The 18,998-nt window shown below is 71.5% G+C and carries 16 protein-coding genes; 4 read left to right on the top strand and 12 right to left on the bottom strand.

Annotation, left to right across the window (positions count from 1 at the left end):
* Positions 1-290 precede the first annotated feature (290 nt).
* Positions 291-1,571: a phosphatidylinositol-specific phospholipase C domain-containing protein gene (locus tag ABZY12_RS13135; RefSeq protein WP_356889449.1), complete on the bottom strand. Its 1,281-nt coding sequence runs from the start codon at positions 1,569-1,571 to the stop codon at positions 291-293.
* 732 nt (positions 1,572-2,303) lie between these two features.
* Here ABZY12_RS13135 and ABZY12_RS13130 point away from each other — a divergent pair.
* Both ABZY12_RS13130 and ABZY12_RS13125 read left to right on the top strand, forming a co-directional pair.
* On the top strand, positions 2,304-3,284 hold the full coding sequence (locus ABZY12_RS13130; protein ID WP_356889447.1) for a zinc-binding dehydrogenase: 981 nt from the start codon (positions 2,304-2,306) through the stop codon (positions 3,282-3,284).
* A 59-nt stretch (positions 3,285-3,343) separates the two neighbouring features.
* Positions 3,344-3,679: a hypothetical protein gene (locus tag ABZY12_RS13125; protein ID WP_356889445.1), complete on the top strand. Its 336-nt coding sequence runs from the start codon at positions 3,344-3,346 to the stop codon at positions 3,677-3,679.
* Here the strand turns inward: ABZY12_RS13125 and ABZY12_RS13120 are convergent.
* Both ABZY12_RS13120 and nhaA read right to left on the bottom strand, forming a co-directional pair.
* A complete protein-coding gene (locus tag ABZY12_RS13120) occupies positions 3,658-5,166 on the bottom strand; it encodes a right-handed parallel beta-helix repeat-containing protein (protein WP_356889443.1) in 1,509 nt (502 codons plus the stop codon). The two genes, ABZY12_RS13125 and ABZY12_RS13120, sit on opposite strands and share 22 nt — an antisense overlap.
* A 117-nt stretch (positions 5,167-5,283) precedes the next feature.
* Complete coding sequence (gene nhaA / locus ABZY12_RS13115) at positions 5,284-6,648, bottom strand: Na+/H+ antiporter NhaA (protein WP_356889441.1); 1,365 nt, start codon at positions 6,646-6,648, stop codon at positions 5,284-5,286.
* A 265-nt stretch (positions 6,649-6,913) separates the two neighbouring features.
* Here nhaA and ABZY12_RS13110 point away from each other — a divergent pair, with 265 nt between their 5' ends.
* Positions 6,914-7,219 (top strand): DUF3040 domain-containing protein, encoded by a 306-nt coding sequence (locus ABZY12_RS13110; RefSeq protein WP_356889439.1) that lies wholly within the window; start codon positions 6,914-6,916, stop codon positions 7,217-7,219.
* Here the strand turns inward: ABZY12_RS13110 and ABZY12_RS13105 are convergent.
* From ABZY12_RS13105 to ABZY12_RS13065, 9 genes are all read right to left on the bottom strand, one after another.
* Complete coding sequence (locus tag ABZY12_RS13105) at positions 7,214-8,401, bottom strand: M6 family metalloprotease domain-containing protein (protein ID WP_356889437.1); 1,188 nt, start codon at positions 8,399-8,401, stop codon at positions 7,214-7,216. The genes ABZY12_RS13110 and ABZY12_RS13105 overlap by 6 nt on opposite strands.
* Before the next feature lie 62 nt (positions 8,402-8,463).
* Positions 8,464-9,729, bottom strand: a complete 1,266-nt coding sequence (locus ABZY12_RS13100; RefSeq protein WP_356889435.1) for an alpha/beta fold hydrolase — start codon at positions 9,727-9,729, stop codon at positions 8,464-8,466.
* Between the two features lie 100 nt (positions 9,730-9,829).
* Positions 9,830-10,513, bottom strand: a complete 684-nt coding sequence (locus tag ABZY12_RS13095) for a GntR family transcriptional regulator (RefSeq protein ID WP_356889433.1) — start codon at positions 10,511-10,513, stop codon at positions 9,830-9,832.
* Positions 10,514-10,560: 47 nt separating this feature from the next.
* Entirely contained in the window at positions 10,561-11,943 is a 1,383-nt protein-coding gene (locus ABZY12_RS13090) for an aldehyde dehydrogenase family protein (protein WP_356889431.1), read from the bottom strand.
* 61 nt (positions 11,944-12,004) lie between these two features.
* Complete coding sequence (locus tag ABZY12_RS13085) at positions 12,005-13,009, bottom strand: proline racemase family protein (protein WP_356889429.1); 1,005 nt, start codon at positions 13,007-13,009, stop codon at positions 12,005-12,007.
* Positions 13,010-13,058: 49 nt separating this feature from the next.
* Positions 13,059-13,967: a dihydrodipicolinate synthase family protein gene (locus ABZY12_RS13080; RefSeq protein ID WP_356889427.1), complete on the bottom strand. Its 909-nt coding sequence runs from the start codon at positions 13,965-13,967 to the stop codon at positions 13,059-13,061.
* 101 nt (positions 13,968-14,068) lie between these two features.
* Entirely contained in the window at positions 14,069-15,517 is a 1,449-nt protein-coding gene (locus tag ABZY12_RS13075; protein ID WP_356889425.1) for an NAD(P)/FAD-dependent oxidoreductase, read from the bottom strand.
* On the bottom strand, positions 15,489-15,812 hold the full coding sequence (locus tag ABZY12_RS13070) for a (2Fe-2S)-binding protein (RefSeq protein WP_356889423.1): 324 nt from the start codon (positions 15,810-15,812) through the stop codon (positions 15,489-15,491). The genes ABZY12_RS13075 and ABZY12_RS13070 overlap by 29 nt, the downstream gene beginning before the upstream one ends.
* A gap of 95 nt (positions 15,813-15,907) precedes the next feature.
* Positions 15,908-17,065: an FAD-binding oxidoreductase gene (locus tag ABZY12_RS13065; RefSeq protein ID WP_356889421.1), complete on the bottom strand. Its 1,158-nt coding sequence runs from the start codon at positions 17,063-17,065 to the stop codon at positions 15,908-15,910.
* A gap of 184 nt (positions 17,066-17,249) precedes the next feature.
* On the opposite strand from ABZY12_RS13065, the gene ABZY12_RS13060 reads away from it, so the two are divergent.
* On the top strand, positions 17,250-18,992 hold the full coding sequence (locus tag ABZY12_RS13060; protein WP_356889419.1) for an ABC transporter substrate-binding protein: 1,743 nt from the start codon (positions 17,250-17,252) through the stop codon (positions 18,990-18,992).
* Positions 18,993-18,998 lie beyond the last annotated feature (6 nt).

Genomic DNA, 18,998 nt, shown 5'->3' with positions numbered 1-18,998 from the left:
CACGAAGATCCTCCACGTCCGGCCTGACGTACCACTTCGTGGCAGTGCTCACGTTCTTGTGGCCGGCCCACCGCGCGAGGATGTGATCCGGCACTGCGTTGTTCACCGGGTACGTGCCGATGGGAGCCGGCCGGGGCCAGGCCGCCCGGCGGCAACCGCCATGGGGGGCAGTGCGAAACCCGGACGCCGTGTCGAGGGTCCCGTCCGGCTGGCCGCAACGGCACCGGCCTCGACATGAACGGACGTGCCGGGGCCGCCTACGGAGGACGGTGGTGAAGCTGGTGCGGGCTCTAGATGGCGTGGACGCTCCAGCGCTGTGAGTCCAGTCCGTTGCAGGTCCAGATCTGGAGCCGGTTGCCGTTGACCGCGTTGCCGCCCGGGGCGTCGAGGCAGAGTCCGGACCGGGGGTTGAGCAGTGCTCCGTCTGCGGCCTTCCGCCACGTCTGTGCGCCGGTGTTGTTGCAGTCCCACAGCTGGACCTTGGTGCCCGCCGTCGTGCCGCCGGCGGCCACGTCCAGGCACTTGCCCAGAGCCTGGACCGTCTGGTCCGAGGCCACAGTCCACCGCTGGGCGCGGGTGCCATTGCAGTCGGAGAGCTGAATGGCGGTGCCGTTGGCGGTCCCGGCCCCGGAGACATCGACGCACATACCGCCGGGACCGGTGATCGCTCCCCAGAAGTTCATGCGGATGATCGCATGGACCAGCGCCCAGCCGGGGTAATCCATCCACACGACCCCTGCCCGGACCGTGCGGTTGTCGCTCCTGAGGAAGGTGTACGTCTGTTCGTTGACGCCCTGGATCCGGATCGGTTCGCCTCCGACGGCGGTGGTGTATCCGCCGGCGACGGCATGAGGGAAGGCGGTGATCCCGCTTCCGCTCGTCCAGTTCCAGTACATGGCGTCAGGCGCGTCGGCGTTGGTGCGCTGGAAGTGCTCCTTGACGTGCTGCCACTTGGAGCCGATGTCGAAGACGGTCGGGACGTTGTAGTGGTTCTGCTCGAACCCGCCGTCGGCCATGCGCGCCAGCCCGTAGCCGGCGTAGCGGCCGCCGTGCGGGGTGGTGAACTTCGCCAGCACCACCTTCCCGCGGACATCCTCCAGGCGCGGCATGGCAGCGGCTCCTCGGCCGGTGACGGACGGCGCCCAGAAGTGCTCGGCGGCGTGTGCATCGTTGGCAAGGTAGTCGCGGAAGACGGCCAGGCGCGCGGCGTCGTCCGTGGTCGCCGGCTGATCGGTGCAGGATGGGAACTCCTGGGTGCATTCGGCGTGGAGCGACATCACCACCGTTTCCGTCGGGTGGCTGTCAAGGAAGTCGCCCAACGTGCCGAGGACGTCGCTGAAGTTCGCTTCCTGGTAGACCACGCCGTGATGGATGGTGAACCGCCCGTCCACCACACGCACCCGAATGTCGATCGCACGTATGCCGTGTTCGAGCTGGGCGCGGAGCGTCGCTGCCCTGGTGCCGAAGTCTTCCTGCGTGGTGGTGGAATCGCCACCGCGGATCGCCAGTGTGTCATGGGTACCGGGCAAGGACAGCCGGCCCAGGGAAGCACTGCCCGGTATCGGAGCCATCCAGTCTGATCTCGGCCCCCCGCCCCTCAGGTCCCGGTACCACTCACCACTCGACGCGGCTGCCGCAGACGACGGCGCCCACCCCATTAACCCGGCCACCGCCACACTCATCAGCCCTGCCAGCCACCGATTCAACACACTGACTCCCCTTTTCGAACAGCAAGTTGGACTCGTTCGGCCGCCGCATCCGTTCTCCGGACCATAGGGGCTGCCACACCGTGCCGGAACTAGGGAAATCCCCTGACCTTCGACTGCAAACGGCCAGGAGAGAGAATCCCGTTCTGCCTCGAGGCTCCGTGATCGCGGCCCCGAAGCGTGTCGCAGACGTGATGGTCCGCGCTGAGCCGTGGCCAGGCCGGGTCTGGTTCGTCGCCGCCTCGCGTGCCGTCTGTACGTCGGTCTCGGAGCGCCAACGCGGGTCAAGTCCCCGGTGTCCGACACGCGCCTACCGGGGGCCGGCCGGTGTACCTGCCGAACGCCGCCCCCTCCCGGGTGAAGGTCGGCAAGGGGCGGGTGGAGTTGGACGGCGCGCGGGGGATGACCTCGCCAGCGTGTCCTTCCAAGCGATCTTGTCACGCGCATCACAATGAGTGGTCGAGTCGTCGAGGGATGCCGGCGGTCAATCCTTCAAGCCTCAACAGGGGCTGGAACCACAGAGCCGTACCGGCATCCCTGGGCTTCCTTACCCTGCGAGTGACCGGAATCGACCCACCAACCCGTAAGGAGCCATGCATGCGCGCGCTCGTCCTGGACCGTCCCGGACCGCTCGACAGCCTGCGCAGCACCGAGCTGCCGGTCCCGGCGCCGGGCCCCGGCCAGGTACGCGTGAAGGTCGAGGCGTGCGGGCTGAACCCGGTGGACTACCAGATCGCGAAGAACGGCGTCGCCGGCTTGGCGTGGCCGCACGTGCTGGGCCTGGACGTGGCAGGCACCGTGGACGCTCTGGGAGAGGGGGTGACCCGGGTCGGCGTGGGGCAGCGTGTCGCCTACCACGCGGACCTGCGGCGCCCTGGCGGATTCGCCGAGTACACCGTCGGCGACGCGGAGGTCCTGGCTCAGGTGCCCGCAGCGCTTGATCTGGTGCGTGCTGCCGCGCTGCCGGCCGCCGGCATGACTGCCTACCAGGCCCTGGTGCGGCGACTGCATGTCGCCGAGGGTCAGACCGTGCTCGTGAACGGCGGAGCGGGCGGGGTGGGCGGATTCGCCGTCCAGCTGGCCGCGATGACCGGCGCCCGGGTATTCGCGACCGCCTCCGCACGCAACATCGACCACGTGCGGAAGTTGGGCGCGCAGGCGGTCATCGACTACCGCACCGAGGACGTGCCTGCCCGGGTGCGCGAGCTGACCGGCGGGCGGGGGGTGGACGCGGTTGTCGACACCGTCAGCACCGAATCGGCCACCGCTTCCCTGCGCCTGTTGGCGTACGGCGGCGGACTGGCCGCCGTCGCGGGGCGGCCCGACATCACCACGGTGGCGCCCTTCACCATCGCGCCCTCGGTGCACGAGATCGCGCTCGGAGCCGCGTACAGCAGCGGCGACGAGCAGGCCCGGACGGACATGGCCGTGATGCTCACCGAGCTGTGCGCGCTGGCTGCCGACGGTCGCCTCGATCCCCTGCTGGCCCGGACCGTCCCGCTCGACGAAGTTCCGGCCGCGCTGGAGGAACTGGCCGCCCGCCACGTCCGGGGCAAGCTCGTGATGACTCTCGGCTGAATTGCACGCGCAGGCGTTCAACGGTCCTTCTGGAGATACCGGCGGAGCTTCTCGCAGCCGTGGAGGAGCTGACGTTCGACGGCGGCCACCAGGTCTTCATGGAGTGCGCCCCCGTCTGGGACGGCGAGGACGACCTGTTCGACGTGCGCCGCCTCGACGACCTGGACCTGCTGCCCGACCTCAAGCTCTTCACCGGGGGGCTCGCGCTGAAGCCTAGGGTCCCCGGCGCAGTCGAGATCCTGGCGGCCAGGGGCATCACCGCGCGCTGCCGGCGGAACACGCCGCATCCCCCGATGCCGCGCGCCGGTTCACCCCGGCCGTGGCGACGGCGAGCTCCACTCCCGATGACCGTCCGACGGTCCGGGGCGGCGGGCTACAACCCCGGACCGTTGTAGGCGCCGCGGTGCGGTTTCGTGGTCGAGGAGACGGGGTTCGCCCAGTAGTCGCGGCCTCCGTTGCCGCTGATCACGGAGCCGTTGTTCAGGGCGGGGGACGTGGACCGCAGCCTGTAGCCGTCGACCGAGTGGATGGTGTCGCCGCCGGTGCCGGGGTTCACGAAGTGGGGGTCGCCCACGATGCCGTTGGCGGTCGGCCGCGGCACTCCCTGGAAGACGTTCCACAGCCAGGAGATCCCGGGACCTGTCGGCAGCCGCGAGTCGCTGGTGCCCACCCAGATGTTGTTCTCCACGACGCTCTCCTCGGGGAGCGTGATGCTGAACTTCCTGTCCGTGCAGTAGACGACGTTGTTGTACATGTGCAGCGCGGACCGGCCGGCGCTGACGCTGCTCATGCGGCAGTCGTTCTCGGAGATGTTGTATCGGATGACCTGCCGGGCCCCGCCGATGGTGCCGCATCCGTCGCAGTCGAGGAAGAAGCCGCCGATGTTGTCGCGGCTGAAGTTGTACTGGATCGTGCAGGTGCCCGTGTTGCCCCAGTCGCAGTCGAACGCCTGGCTGTCGGCCACGGACATCCGCGTGATGCCGTACACGGCGTTCTTCTGGATCGTCGGATCGTGGTCGCCGAGCACCCATATGCCGGCGAAGTTGCCGCCGGAGAAGGGGTACACGCCGTTGCCGACGCCTGAGGCGTTGTTGTACTGGATCATCGGCGCGTCGGCGTAGCTGGCGATGATGCCGTCGCCGCCGACGTCCTTGACGACGTTGTGCTCGATCAGGACTCCGGAGCCCTTGACCGCCATGGCGCCGACGCGGATCTTGAGGCCGCCGCCGCCCGTGTTGCTGATCTGGTTGTGGTGGACGTGGACGTCGTGGAGGGTCGAGTTGGTGCCGCTCGCCCCCGTGACGATGCCCGCGGACTGGACGAAGTCCTCGGTGGTCGGGCTGTTCTTGTTCGTCTGGCCGGCCACGCGGTCGACGACGAGGTAGCCGATGTCGTAACCGCGGTGCGCCGTCCCGTCGGTGGCCGAGATCCGCAGACCCGTGCGACGGGCGAGGGACGACGCCGGGTTGGTCAGCTTGAGATGACTGATCCGCCAGTGGTCCTGGTTGGTCAGGGAGACCGCGTTCGGGGCGCCGTTTCCGTCGATCACGGGCAGTGGCCCGGTTCCGTAGCGGGTGAGGGAGATGGGGGCGGCGGCGGTGCCGCTGCCCCGGGGGGCGAGGGAGCCGGTGCAGGTGGTGCCGGACGCGAAGGCGAGCGTGTCACCGGGGCCGTACGTCTTCCCGTTGGCCTGGGCGACGCTGTTGAACGGCGCGCTCTGGCTGCCGTCCCCGGCCGCCGGGCGCGAACAGTCCACGTGGGTGGTGGTCCCCGCCGCCGAGGCGGGTGCGTCGGTCAGGGCGACGACGCCGGTGAAGGTGAGGGTGACGGCGACGAGCCCGCGGGCCATCGCCTGCCGCCCTCGAAACGCTCCGTTGATCATGACGCGACACCTTTCTGGCGGCCTGGTGTCGCCAGAAGCTAGGGGCGGGTGGTGATCGAGTCAATGCGTTCTTGTCGATTGATCGAATATCGATCAGCACATGGGCGATTGGTCGACTCACGGGCGAGTTCGCCGGGCACTGCAGCCCCGGCCCCTTGCGACCTCGCCCGCCGGCTGTCGTGCGGTCCCACCCGGCGCCCGTTCGTCGGTCTGGTAGATGTCGGGAACGCCGTCCGCGCCCTCGTCCCGTTCCTCTTCCTCCCACAGGTGCCGGTAGATCCGGTTGCGACGGCGCAGCAGTATGGCGGCGAGGGCCGCGGCGGCGAGGGAGCCGACGAGGACGGCGGCCTTGACGGGTTCGGCCTCGGCGGCGCCGGGGAAGGCGAGTTCGCCGATCAGGAGGGCGACGGTGAAGCCGATCCCCGCCAGGGTCGCGAGTCCGAACACATCGGCCCAGGCGAGGTCGGGATTGAGTTCGGCGCGGGTGAAGCGGGCGGCCAGGTACGTGCCCAGGAAGATGCCGAGGATCTTGCCCACGACCAGGCCGATGACGACGCCGAGCGGCTCCGGATCGGTGAACACCCGGCCGAGCGCGCCGCCGGAGACGCTGACGCCGGCGGTGAAGAGGGCGAACAGCGGGACGGCGACACCGGCGGAGACCGGGTGCAGCAGGTACGCGACACGGGCGGCCGGTGCCGCCTTCTCCCCCTTGTCCCGGACCGTGCGCAGCATCAGGCCGGTGGCGAGACCGGCCACGGTGGCGTGGACACCGGAGTTGTACATCAGCGCCCAGGTCACGAGGGACAGCGGTGCGTACCACCACCAGCCGCGCACGCGGAGGCGCTGGAGGACGTAGAAGACGACGAGGCCGGCGAACGCTCCGCCCAGCGCCCAGAAGTCGAGGTCGGAGGTGAAGAAGACCGCGATGACGAGGATGGCCCCCAGGTCGTCCGCGACGGCCAGCGTGAGCAGGAACGCTCTCAGCGCGGACGGCAGATGGGTGCTGATGACGGCGAGGACCGCGAGCGCGAAGGCGATGTCCGTGGCCATCGGCACCGGCCAGCCGTCCAGGCTTCCGCCGCCGGCGGTGACGGTGAGCAGGTAGATAGCGGCCGGTACGGCCATGCCGCAGACCGCGGCCACGACGGGGAGAGCGGCGGTCGCCGGGGTGCGCAGCTCTCCCACGACCAGCTCGCGCTTGAGCTCGATGCCCGCCACCAGGAAGAAGATCGCGAGCAGGCCGTCGGCGGCCCAGTGACCGACCGAGAGGTCCAGGCCCAGGGCGGGTATCCCCAGGTGGAAGTCGCGTACGTGCTCGTACGCTTCGCTCCACGGACTGTTCGCCCACACCAGGGCGAGGGCGGCCGCCACCAGCAGGACCATGCCGCCGACCGTCTCCGTACGCAGGGCTTCGGCGACCGTCTGCCGCTCCGTCCAGGGAAGCAGACCGAAAAGCGGCTTGCGCGGGCGTGACTGCGTCACGGGGCGGCCTCCGGGACATCACGGCGGATGGGCAAACGGCCCCTCGGACGCCGACCAGACTTCCCGGCACACCAGCGTCACCTTGACGCGTTCTTCCCACCCTATCGGGCTGCCGGAAGTCTCACCAGACGAGCTTCTGGCCTGCCGCGGGCACGGTGACGACGGAGCGCGTTGAAGCGCGCCTGGGCGGGCACACTCCTGAGGAGGAGGGCTGCGACATGCGCGTGGCCATCCATCCGTCCCCAGCGGTCCCGAGGCGGTCGCCATGAGTCATTCCACGGATGACCAGCGCATCCTTGCCGAGATCGAGCGGCGTCTCAGCCATGACGACCCCGCTCTCGCCTCCCTGATGAGCACGCTGAACCAGCAGTTCCCCCAGAAACCGGAACAACCCGGGGCCACCCGAGCCACCCGTCGCGACCCCCGCGCCGTGGTGGCGATCGTGCTGACCGTCATCGCCCTGGTGGCACTGTTCCTCACAGCGATCCTGAGCGCCCCGCCGACCCCGCCGGCGGGTGAGAACGAGGGACCCGCGCCGCGCCCCGCCGCCGCGACGTTCCGGACCTCATGACCTGCCGAGCCGCACCACGTCCCCCGCTCGGCCGCCCGCGAGGACCTCGATCCGGACTCCGGTGTCCGGGTCGGTGAAGGTCTGACCGGGTGCGTGCGCGGCCAGGTCGAGCGGGCCGCAACCGGTCGGCGGAGTCGCGGCCGGGGCGCCGCTCATGATCCGGACCGGGCCCTCGCCGGTCGGGGTCGCGGAGTCGACCTTGTAGATGAGGACGCCGGTGGAGCAGGCCGCGCTGTCGTGGCCCTCGGCGCGGCGGGACTCGGCGACGTACGCCGTGGTCTCGCCGGTGCGCAGCACGGCGATCTTGGTGCCGCCGGGGCGTTCCACGGGTGTCAGCCGTACGGTGCGGTGTCCGGCGGCGGGCAGGCAGGCGACCTGGTGGTCGCGGATCCAGCCCAGCTTCCAGGAGTGCCAGCCGAGGAACTGCGGGGCGGCACCGGCGATGTTCCCCATGACGTCCCAGCCACCGGCGTATCGGTGGGTGGCGCCGGTGAAGGCGTACAGGTCCGGCAGGCCGAAGGTGTGTCCGGTCTCGTGGACGGCGACCTCGGGGCCCCAGTGCCACAGGTCCTGGCCGAAGGTCACGGCCCATTTGAGGCGGCTGCCGTCGGCGCTCACGCCGGGCGTGGCGGGGTCGTAGAGGTAGGTCGGGGAGAAGGGGATCGCGGCTGCCGCCCTGGGGGGAACGACGTAGACCATGTCGTAGCGGGACAGGTCCGCGTACGGGTCGGCGGCCGTGATCGCGTCGCGGACGTACTTCTCGTGGGTCTCGAAGGTGAGGCCGCGAGCGAAGCCGTACGAGGTGGAATCCGCCGGCATGCGGATCCAGCGGTGCAGCGGGCTGATCGCGAGGCGGGAGCGGCCGTGGCTGGCCGTGCGCATCCAGTCGGCGGCGGGCGCGAGTTGGGCGGCGTACGTGTCCGTGGAGTCGGTGGCCGGCGCGTCGGGGAAGTCCACGAACAGCGTCAGGACGCGGCGGGTTCCGGTGGACGGCTGGAACTGGTCCCGGTCGGTGTCGTGGCCCTCGTCGGTCCAGCCGGTTCTTCCGGGAAGCGCGCAATCGGCGGCGGGGGCGGGGGGACCGGGCCTCTCGGCCGCGGTCGCCGCGGGAGTGGCGGCGACACAGGAGAGGAGAGCGACCGCCGCGGCGAAGGGGCGCAGGCGGTGGTGCGTGGTGGGCATGTGTCTCCCGTCGGAGGCAGGGGGATGGTTGCGCGCGTCGGAGGCAAGGGGCAGGGGGATGGTTACGCGCGGCCTGCGGCGAGGTCCATCAGGCGGGCCAGGACGCGGCCGCCCGAGGCGGTGACGCCGTCGTGCTCCCATTCGTTGGTGACCCAGACCCGGGTGGAGCCGACCTCGCGGGCCGTGCGCAGGGACAGGCCGGCGTCGACGTACATGTCGTCGTGGTAGACGACCGCGGCCAGGGGAACCTGGTTGGCGGCGAGACGGTGGGGGTCGTAGAGAGGGGGCCAGTCGGTGCGCCGGGCGAGGAGGTCGGCGGCCTCCGCGAAGGGGCGCAGGCCCGTGATGTCCCGGAACATCCAGGGGTAGATCATTTCTCCGGTGAGGAGGAGGGGGTCGGCGTCCTCGGCGAACTCGGAGAAGTCGGCGAGGGCCCGGGAAGCCGCCCAGTCGGTCGGTCCGGCGCCCTGGCCGTACAGCGACTCCTGCATGACGGCGAAGAGCGGGTTGTCGGTGAAGCCGGTGAGCGCCATCGTCTGGTGGAGGAACGTGTCGCTCAACTCTCCGTCACCGTCCAGGGCTTCGTCGAGCAGCCAGTGGATCCGCTCGAATCCGTCGCCCATGCCCAGCGCGAGGCCGAGGGTGCGCAGGCGGCGGGAGGTGAGCCGGTCCCCGTTCGGCAGGCGGACGTCGCCGGCGTCGAGGAGGTCGGCGATCTTGCGGAGACGGGGGCCGTCTTCCGGGTAGCGGGCGTAGAAGTCGAGGACCCGGTCGCGGACGCGCGGGTAGGTGCGGGCGTACACGTCGTCGGCGGTGGCGGTGAGGCCGGGCAGGCCACCGGTGACGTAGCAGGCGCGCAAGCCCTCGGGTGCCTGCGAGAGGTAGGTGAGGGTGATGAAACCGCCGTAGCTCTGGCCGAGCGTCTCCCAGGGGGTGTCGCCGCAGAGCCTGCGGCGGATCAGTTCCGCGTCGGCCACGATCGCGTCGGCACGGAAGTGGGCGAGATGGGCGGCGAGTCGGTCCGGGGAGGTGAACCGGGAGGCCGTGCGGGCGGTGACCGGGGTGGAGCGGCCGGTACCGCGCTGGTCGAGCAGGAGCACCCGATGGGTCTTGAGCGCCTGGGACAGCCAGCCGGGCGAAGCGGCCGACGGGCGTGGCGACTTACCACCCGGGCCACCCTGGAGGTAGAGCAGCCAGGGCAGTTGCTCGCCGACGCGGGCGGGGTCGGCGACCTCGCGGGCGAAGACCTCGATGGCCGGGCCGTCGGGAGTCCGGTGGTCCAGAGGGACGCTGAAGACATGGTCGACGGTCGCGTACGCCGGGTTCATGAATCTCCTTCACAGTCGGGAGGACACCGTGTGAGATGTGACATTGCATAGACGGTCGAGCCGCTCCCTCTCGGGAGTTCTCACTCGTGCGTGGTCTGGGTTATCGAGCCGAGCGCGCGGCGTCGCTGGTGGCCCACAGCGAGCGGACGTGGCCCAGGTGCCTGGCCATGCACTTCTCCGCACCCTTCGCGTCACCCGCGAGCATCAGGTCGAGGAGCTCCAGGTGCTCCTCGGCCGAGGGAATCAGCGCGCCGCGCTCGTCCAGGGCGTTGAGTCCGTACAGCCGGGACCGCTTGCGCAGGTCACCGACGGTCTCCACGAGGCGTTCGTTGCCGGCGAGGCCGAGCAGCGAGAGGTGGAATCGGCGGTCGGCCTCCAGGTAGCCGATGAGGTCGTGTTCACGGGCGGCGCGCACGATCTCCTCCGCGACCGGCCGCAGCGCCTCGAGATCCGCGCGGTCGGCGGTGCGAGTGACCCGCCCCACCGTGGGGATCTCGATGAGCGCGCGGATCTCGGCGTACTGGTCGAGGTCGCGCTCGTCGACCTCGGTGACCCGGAAGCCCTTGTTGCGGACGGGTTCGACGAGGCCCTCACGGGCCAGGTCGAGCATCGCCTCACGGACGGGGGTGGCGGAGATGCCGAAGTCCTCGGCCAGGGTGGGCGCCGAGTACACCGCACCCGGCCGCAGCTCACCCGAGATCAGGGCGGCTCGCAGGGCATGGGCGACCTGGTCGCGCAGCCGCTCCCGGGAGGCGTTCAGATCGCGGCGGGTCAGGTGCCCCATGACGGTGGTGGTCCCTTCGGTCCGGTACGGACCACCACCGTACAATGTCACGTTGCCCCCGCGGGTGCCAGGGTGTAGGTGCGGCTGGATGTGTAGAACTCCACGGCGGTCCGGCCCTGTTCGCGCGGGCCGTGGCCGGAGGCCTTGGCTCCGCCGAACGGCAGATGGAAGTCGACGCCGGTGGACGGGGCGTTGATCCGGATCATGCCGGTGTCGAGCCGGTCGAGGCCGTGCAGGGCCGCGTTCAGATCGGCCGTGTGGACCGAGGTGACCAGGCCGTACGGCACGTCGTTGGTGATCCGAACCGCGTGGGCGAGGTCGTCGGCGGGCAGCAGCGCGGCGAGGGGGCCGAACACCTCCTCGCGCAGCAGCGGGTGCCCCGGGGGGACCTTCTCGACCAGGGTGGGGGCCGCGTACCAGCCGGGACCGGACGGCACCGTACCGCCCGCGAGGGTGGGCAGGCCCTGCCAGGCGTCGCGCACCCGGTCGCGGGCGTGCTCGTCGACGAGGGGCCCGCAGACGGTCGTCGCGTCGGCGGGGTCACCGACCGGGAGGGCTCGCAGCGCTTCGGAGAGCGCCTCGCGCAGGGGGTCGAGGGCGGCGCCGACCGCGATCACCCGGCTGGTGGCGGTGCACTTCTGCCCCGCGTACCCGGCGATGGACGCGGCGATGTGGGCCGCGGCCTGCTCGATGTCGGCGTCCGGCAGGACGATCGCCGCGTTCAGGCCGCCCATCTCGGCCTGGACCGGAATGCCGCGGGCTGTCGCACCCCGGACGACGACCCGGCCGACGGTGGTGGAGCCGGTGAAGGAGACGACATCGGCGGCGTCGACGATCGCGTTGCCCTCGGTCGCACCGCCGGGCAGAACGGTGAACACCTCCGTCGGCAGCTTCTCCCGGACGATCTCGGCCAGGCGCCGGGCGCACGCGGTCGCTTCGGGGGCGGGCTTCAGGACCACCGTGTTGCCGGCCGCGAGCGCCGGGGCGGCCTTCCAGCTCGGGATGGCGAAGGGGAAGTTCCAGGGGGTGATCAGCCCCGCCACCCCGTGCGGACGGCGACGGGTCAGGAGCAGGCCGGGGCCCGCGGCGGTCTCGTGGACGGCGCCGGTGGGCTCGTAGGGCGCCTGGGCGTGATAGCGCCAGATCGCGGCGGTCCGCGCGACCTCGGCCCTGGCCTCGGTGAGCGGCTTGCCGACCTCGCGTACGGCGAGCGCGGCCAGTTCCTCCGCCGAGGCGTCGACGGCGGCGGCGACCCTGTCGAGGGCGGCGGAGCGGGCGGCGGCCCCGGCGAGCAGCCAGCCGGGCTGGGCGGCACGGGCCCGTTCGACGGCGTCGACCGCCGCGAAGGCGCCGGGGACGGGCATCCGCAGGAGTACGTCGGCCGGGTCGGCCGGGTTCCGGGACGTGAGGGACGCGACGGTGGCGGTCACAGCAGGAAGCCTCCGGGGAAGTCGGCCGGGTTCCGGGACGTTGGGGACGCGACGGTGGCAGTCACAGGAGGAAGCCTCCGGGGAAGGGGTCGTCCGGGTCGAGGAAGTACTGGGCGGTGCCGGTGATCCAGGCGCGACCGGTGATGGTCGGGACGACGGCGGGCGCCCCGCCGACCTCCGTCTCGGCGAGGAGCCGGCCGGTGAAGCGGGTCCCGATGAAGGACTCGTTGACGAAGTCACGACCGAGCGGCAGCTCGCCCCGGCCGTGCAGCTGCGCCATCCGCGCCGAGGTGCCGGTGCCGCACGGCGAGCGGTCGAACCAGCCGGGGTGGATGGCCATCGCGTGCCGGGAGTGGCGGGCGTCGGAGCCGGGGGCCGCGAGGTAGACGTGCTTGACTCCGGCGATCTCCGGCAGCTCGGGGTGGACGGGCCGGTCCGGCGACGCGTTGATCGCCTCCATGAGGGCGAGTCCCGCCGCGAGCAGATCGTCCTTGCGGGCTCGGTCGAACGGCAGCCCCAGCTCCTCGAGCGGGACGAAGGCGTAGAAGTTGCCGCCGAAGGCGAGGTCGTAGGTGACGGTCCCGAATCCGGGAACGTCCACCTTGCGGTCGAGGCCCACGCAGAACGCGGGCACGTTGGTGAGCGTGACCGACGTCGCCGCGCCGTCCTCCACCCGGACGTCGACGGTGACCAGACCCGCCGGGGTGTCGAGCCGCACGGTGGTGACCGGCTCGCTCACCGGCACCATGCCCGTCTCGACCAGGACGGTGGCGACACCGATCGTGCCGTGGCCGCACATGGGGAGCAGCCCGGAGACCTCGATGAAGAGCACGCCGTAGTCGGCGTCGGGCCGGGTGGGCGGCTGGAGGATGGCGCCGCTCATCGCGGCGTGCCCCCGCGGCTCGTACATCAGAAGCGTCCGGAGATGGTCCAGGTGCTCGATGAAGTGCAGCCTGCGCTCGGCCATGGTCGCGCCGGGGATCACCCCGACGCCACCGGTGATCACGCGTGTCGGCATGCCCTCGGTGTGCGAGTCGACGGCGTGGAAGACGTGACGCGTCCGCACGGGGCCTCCTTTGTGGTGGACGGATGTCGGTCGTGAACGGGCCTGGTGGTCAGCGGTGACCGTCGGCGACGGCCTTCTCGGTGGCGGTCCGCACCCCGGCCTCGATCGCGCCCGTCAGCGGGAGGCGCGGCGGCCGGGTGGGACCGCCGCGGCGGCCGACCAGGTCCATGGAGAGCTTGATCGCCTGGACGAACTCGGTCTTGGAGTCCCAGCGCAGCAGCGGGTGGAGGGACCTGTAGAGCGGCAGGGCGGTGGCGAGGTCGCCCGCGACGGCGGCGTGGTACAGCTCGGCGCAGCTGGCGGGGAAGGCGTTGGGGTACCCGGCGATCCAGCCGACCGCGCCCGCGACGGCCAGTTCGAGCAGCACGTCGTCCGCGCCGATCAGGAGGTCGAGCCCCGGGGCGAGTTCGGCGATCTCGTACGCTCTGCGTACATCGCCGGTGAACTCCTTCACGGCGACGATGTCGCCGTCCTGGTGCAGTCGGGCCAGCAGGCCGGGGGTGAGGTCGACCTTGGTGTCGATGGGGTTGTTGTAGGCGACGACCGGCACGCCGGCCCTGGCCACCTCGGCGTAGTGGGCGCGCACGGCCGGCTCGTCGGCGCGGTAGGCGTTCGGCGGCAGGAGCAGCACCGATCCGCAGCCGGCCTCGGCCGCCTGCTCCGCCCAGCGGCGGGCCTCGGCACTGCCGTAGGCGGAGACGCCCGGCATGACGCGCGCACCGTCGCCCGCCGCCTCCACGGCGGTACGGACCACCCGGGCGCGCTCCTCGTCGGTGAGGGTCTGGTACTCGCCGAGCGAGCCGTTGGGTACGACGCCGTCGCAGCCGTTGTCGATGAGCCGGCGGACGTGCTCGGCGTACGCGTCGTGGTCGACGGACAGGTCGTCGCGCAGGGGCAGGGTGGTGGCGACCATGATGCCGCGCCAGGGGCGGGCGCTGTTCCAGGTGGTGGTGGTCATGTCGGCGAGCCTTTCCATAGTCTGTGAGATTTGCCTTCGGTGGGGGCTGTGAGGCCCGTCGCGGTGAGGTGGGTGCCCCCAACGCGGTGGCGGATCGCCGTTCAGTGCTCGGCCTCTGCCGATTCGTCGAGGGCGGCGAGCGCCGAGAGCGGCACCGGCGTCGCGAACGGGCGCCGCTCGCCGGGGAGTTCGGCCGCGCCGTCACGCGCGGCGAGGCAGGCCACGGCCGTCCCGCACATCCGCCCCTGGCACCAGCCCATACCGGCCCGGGTGAGCAGCTTGACGGTCCTGGCGTCGCGCGCCCCGAGGTCGGTGACCGCCTCGCGGACGCTTCCGGCGGTGACCTCTTCGCAGCGGCACACGTCCGTGTCGTCGGTCAGCCAGTGCGGCCATCCCGGGCCGGGCGCGTGGGCGGCGGCCATCACGTCGGCGAAGGCGCGCATGCGGTCCCGGCGGCGCTGGAGTTCACGGACCCGGCCGCCGCGGGCACCGCGCCCCCGTATCCGCGTGGCGGCCGCGATTCCCGCCAACTCGCCCTCCACTCGCGCGAGTTCGGCTCCGCCCACTCCTCCGGTCTCGCCCGCCGACCACAGACCGGGCACCGAGGTCTCCTGGAGGCCGTCCAGGGCGAGGGCCACCGTGCCGTCGGGGCGGGGGCGGGTGGCGCAGCCTAGCGCCGTGGCCAGTTCGATCTGGGGAACGAGTCCGTGCCCGACGGCCAGCGCGTCGCATGTGATCAGCCGGCCCGTCCCCGGTACGGGCCGCCAGTCGCGGTCCAGCCGGGTGACGGTGACGGCCTCCACCCGGTCGGTGCCGTGCACCTCGGTCACCGCGCTGCGCGGCCGGAGCCGGACGCGGTGCCGCAGCAGCGCGGTGCCGTGGACCAGGGCTTCGGCCGCCTTGCCCGGGTTGGTCATGAGGGCCCGGGGGTCCCGGGCGTAGCGCAGGTACCCGGAGGCCTCCACCACGGCCGGTACGCGTGCGCCGGCCGCGGCCAGGGACGCGGCGACCGCGAGCAGCAGCGGTCCGCTGCCCGCCACGACGATCCGTCTGCCGGGGAGCACCAGGCCGGACTTGAGCATGGCCTGCGCTCCTCCGGCGCCCACGACGCCGGGCAGGGTCCAGCCGGGAAAGGGGAGTTGGCGCTCGTAGGCTCCGGTCGCGAGCAGCACCGCTCGGGCGTGTACCCGGGCGGGACGCTCATCGGTGCCGTCGGGCCCGGTGACGGCGTGCACCACCCATGAGCCGTCGGCCTCCTTCATCACGTTCCACACGTGGTGTCCGGCCAGGTGGACGACCTGGCTCGCCGCCAGGCGCCGGCGCAGGTCGGTGAAGGCGGACCAGTCGTGGTGCAGGGCCTCGGGCCGCACCGCCCCCAGAGCGGGTGCGGGATGCCGGTAGAACTGCCCGCCGGTCTGCGGGGAGGCGTCCAGCAGGGCGACGGTCAGACCGAGTCCGGAGGCGGCGACGGCACCGGCCATTCCGGCGGAGCCGGCGCCGATGACCGCGAGGTCGTACGGTTCACACGGTGCCGATGCCGCGGTGGTCATGGCCGTGTCCTTCCTGGGTGGTGATCGTGTCGCCCGGGCGGGCCGGAACCAGGCAGGCCCGGCGGTTGGGCCGTTCGTTGATGGTGGCGAGGCAGTCGTAGCACTGGCCGATGCCGCAGAACGCGCCGCGCGGCCGGCCGCCGGAGCGTGTGGTGCGCCAGGCGAGGATCCCGGCCGCCCACAGTGCGGCGGCGACGGACTGCCCGGGCCGGGCGGTGAGGCGGCGGCCGTCGAAGGTGATCTCGAACGGCGGGTCGGGTTGTGCCCCGACGAGGTCGGCGGGGGTGCGGGCCACAGGGCCCTCCTCTCGTGACGGCGCGGGCAGGACGTTCGGTCGGCAGGGGCACTCGGACGCGGCGCGCGGCTCCCCCGGCGGCCCCGCCGGTGGATTCAGAAGGTGGCGGACGCGAACCGTTCGGGCCTGAACGGACTGATGTCCAGGTGCGGTTCGCCACCGGTCAGGCACCCGGCGACGATCAGGCCCGTCGCCGGCGCCAGCCCGATCCCCGCCCCCTCGTGACCGCAGGCGTGCAGCAGTCCGGGGACACGCGGGTCGGGGCCGATGGCGGGCAGGTGGTCCGGCAGGTACGGGCGGAAGCCCGCGTACGTCCGTATCGCCCGTACGGCGGCGAGCACCGGGAACAGCGCGGTGGCCCCGGCCGCGAGGCGGCGCAGCACCTCCGCCGACATCGTCCGGTCGAAGCCGACCCGCTCCCGGCTGGCCCCGATCAGGACCGGGCCCGCCGGGGTTCCCTCGACCACCGCCGAGGTCTGCAGCGCGGCGGACCCACTGGCCACGTCCGCCACATAGTCGGCCGCGTACACCTTGTGGCGCACCAGACGCGGCAGCGGTTCGGTGACGAGGACGAAGCCCCGGCGAGGCAGTACGGGAAGCTCCACCCCCGCGAGGCGCGCGAGTTCACCACCCCAGGTGCCGGCGGCGTTCACCACGTACGGGGCGTGGACCTCACCGGCCGTCGTCCGCACCCCGCGTACTTCCCCGGCGGCCCCGGTGAGCAGAGCGGTGACCTCCTCCCCGAGTCTCCGGCGCACCCCGTCGCCGCCGGCGCGCAGCAGATGCGCGGCGGCGAGGGCGGGCATGACCTGGGCGTCCTGCGGATAGTGGAAGCCGCCGGCCAGGCCGGGAGCGAGGTGGGGCTCCAGGTCGGGCAGCAGCTCGGGCGGGACCTCCCGGGCGTCGACGCCGGCCTTCTCCTGTCCGGCCGCGAAGTCGCGCAGCGCGCGCATCCCGGCTTCGTCGGAGGCGACGACGAGGCCGCCCTTGGGCTCGTACTCGATCCGCGGCGGCAGACGGTCGGCCAGCTCCCGCCACAACCGGGTGGAGAGGAGGGCGAGTTCGAGTTCGGGCCCCGGCTCCTTGTCGGAGACCAGGAGATTCCCTTCTCCCGCGCCGGTGGTGCCGCCCGCGACGGGGCCGCGGTCGATGACGGTGACGGTGAGACCGGCTTGCGAGGCATAGTAGGCGCAGGCCGCGCCGACCACGCCGGCGCCGACGACGATGACGTCCGAGGAGTTTCTCGTGGGCACGTCAGTAATATTTCACATTGCATAGCGGCTGCCAAGGGTCTCCGCGGAACCGGCGAAGCCGCTCGGACACAGGTCGATAACGGAGCCCCCGATGGCTTGTCAGTAAAATTTCACATTACTATGTTACAGGTCACATTCCAGCCGCTTCCGGCTGTCCGATCGCTGCCTCACGGAGTGACCACTGATGGACAAGCGCACCTCCACCGCCCTCGCCACCGCGCTGGTGGCAACCCTCACCCTCGGCGCGGCCGGTTGTTCCGGCGGAAAGGCGGCCGACGACCGGGGAGGCAGGAACCCCGCGACCGCCAACAACGGCGCGGTGGTCGGCGGGACTCCGCAGAAGGGCGGCACCCTGACCGTCCTGTCCAACCAGGACTTCACCCACCTCGACCCGGCCCGCAACTGGGTCATGGGTGACATGGACTTCGGCACCCGGCTGCTCTACCGCACGCTCGTGACCTACAAGTCCGAACCCGGCGCCAAGGGCGGGGAGTTGGCTCCCGACCTCGCCGAAGACCTCGGCACCCCCTCCAACGGGGCGAAGACCTGGACCTTCAAGCTCAAGAAGGGCCTGAAGTACGAGGACGGGTCAGCCGTCACCGCCCAGGACATCAAGTACAACGTCGAGCGGTCCTTCTCCCCCGACCTGCCCGGCGGCCCCGACTACGCCGCCCGCTACCTCGCCGGCGCCGAGGGCTACCAGGGCCCGGCCACGGGCAAGCACCTCGACTCCGTCAAGACCCCGGACGACCACACGATCGTCTTCGAACTGCGCAAGCCCTTCGCCGAGTTCCCCTACGCGACGGTTCTGCCCACCTTCGCCCCGGTGCCGAAGGCCCGGGACAAGGGTCCGCAGTACGACAACCGCCCCTTCTCCTCGGGGCCGTACAAGATCGAGACGTACGATCGCGACAAGCGGCTGGTGCTGGTCCGCAACACCCACTGGGACCCGAGCACGGACCAGGTGCGCAAGGCGTACCCGGACAGGGTGGTCGTGACGATGGGCCTGAAGGCCAACCAGATCGACGACCGGCTCATCAACTCCTCGGGCGCCGACGCCTCCGCCGTCCCGTGGGGCAAGCTGCGCCCCGAGAGCACCCCCAAGGTGCTCACCAAGGCCGACGTCCGGGCGCGGCTCCTCGCCGAGTCCACCAACTGCACCGAGATGGTGCAGATGCACACGGGCCGTGCGCCGTTCGACGACATCAAGGTCCGGCAGGCCGTGCAGTACGCCCTCGACCGCGAGGCCATCGTCACCGCCTCCGGCGGCCCGGCCCTCAACGACGTGGCCACCGCGCTGATGCCCGGCTCCCTCTTCGGCGACAGGCAGCCCGACACTCTGAAGATCCCCGTGACGGGCGACGTCGAGAAGGCGAAGCGACTGCTGAAGGAGGCCGGCAAGCCGAACGGTCTCACCACCAGCATCACCGTCTCCAACGGCGACAAGGGAGTCGGCGAGGCCGTCCAGCAGTCCCTGGGCCGGGCCGGGATCAAGGTCACCATCGAGACCGTCGACCCGTCCGCCTTCTACGACACCATCGGCGACACCAAGAACCGCACCGACCTCGTCTACACGGGCTGGTGCCCGGACTACCCCTCCGGCTCCACCTTCCTGCCCTTCGTCTTCGACGGCCGCTACATCAAGGAGAAGGGCAACTCCGGCAACCACTCGCTCTTCCGCGACGAGGCGACGATGAAGCGGATGGACGAGATCGCCGCCATGACCGAGGCCCAGCAGGCCGGCAAGGCATGGCAGGAACTCGACGGCCAGATCCTCGCCAAGGCGCCGACGGCACCCGTCGTCATCGAACGCATGCCGCTGCTGCTCGGCACCAACATCGCCGGCGCCTTCGGCCACACCTCCTTCGGCGGCCAGATCGACTACGCGACGGTCGGTCTCAAGGACCCCGCCCGGAGCGGAAGCTGAGGAACC

The organism is Streptomyces sp. NPDC006551 (assembly GCF_040611675.1).
Taxonomy (GTDB): Bacteria; Actinomycetota; Actinomycetes; order Streptomycetales; family Streptomycetaceae; genus Streptomyces.
The sequence above is the reverse complement of the archived record's forward strand: the minus strand, read 5'-3'. Positions and strand labels throughout refer to the sequence as shown.